At 65.0% G+C, this 989-nt stretch carries 1 protein-coding gene; it reads left to right on the top strand.

Annotated features, from left to right (window positions below; translation table 11 throughout):
* Nucleotides 1–989, top strand: a 989-nt coding sequence (locus tag EA462_RS17125; RefSeq protein WP_133306669.1) for a methyl-accepting chemotaxis protein, incomplete at both ends; no start/stop codon positions are given.

Raw genomic sequence — 989 nt, 5'->3', positions numbered from 1 at the left:
GAACGTCTCGAGCAGAAAGCCACGGAGTTCGGACGCGTGATGGGAATCGCCGCCGACGGGGACCTCACCCAGCGACTCGACGACGACGTCGACAACGAGGCCCTCGCGGAGATCGCGGCCGCGTTCAACGAGATGCTCGAGGAACTCGAACGGACGATCGTCGACATTCAGAGCCTCGCCGGCGACGTCGATCACGTCAGCGGCGACGTCACGACTCGCGTCGAGGAGATCGAAAAGGCGAGCGCCGAGGTCAGCCGGTCGGCAGAAGAGATCGCAACCGCAACGGCAGAGCAAAGCGACCGCTTCCAGGAGGTCTACGGCGAGATGAACGACCTCTCTGCGACCGTCGAGGAGATCGCTTCGACGGCCGACAACGTCGCCACCGTCTCGAGTCAGGCGGCCGATCAGGCCGAGGTCGCGGGCGACGCCTCGAGCGAGATCCGCTCGGAGATGGACCGCCTCGAGGAGCGAGCGGAGTCGATCACGACGCAGATCGAACAGTTGGACGATGAGATGGGCGAGATCAGCGAGATCGTCGACATGATCGACGAGATAGCCGATCAGACGAACCTGCTCGCGCTCAACGCCTCGATCGAGGCGGCGGCGGCCGGCGAGGAGGGTGACGGCTTCGCCGTCGTGGCGAGCGAAGTCAAGTCCCTCGCGGAGGAGACCGGCGAGGCGACCCAGGAAGTCGACGACCTGGTTACGAGCGTCCAGTCGTCGGTCGACGAAACGGTCGACGAGATCGAACGGATGCGCGAGCAGGTCGACGACGGGGGCGAGGTCGTCGACGAGGGAATCGACGCGATCGAAACGATCACCGATCAGGTCGAAACGACCAACGAGAGCATCCAGTCAGTCAACGACGCGACCGACGAGCAGGCCCGCGCGAGCGGCCGAGTGGTGACGATGGTCGATGAGGCAACCGAGATCAGCGAGGAGACGAACGCGGAGACCGAAACCGTCGCTGCCGCGGCCGAAGAACAGAC

Source organism: Natrarchaeobius halalkaliphilus, assembly GCF_003841485.1.
Taxonomy (GTDB): Archaea; Halobacteriota; Halobacteria; order Halobacteriales; family Natrialbaceae; genus Natrarchaeobius; species Natrarchaeobius halalkaliphilus.
Note: the sequence above shows the minus strand (reverse complement) of the source record. Positions and strands in the feature narration are given on the sequence as shown.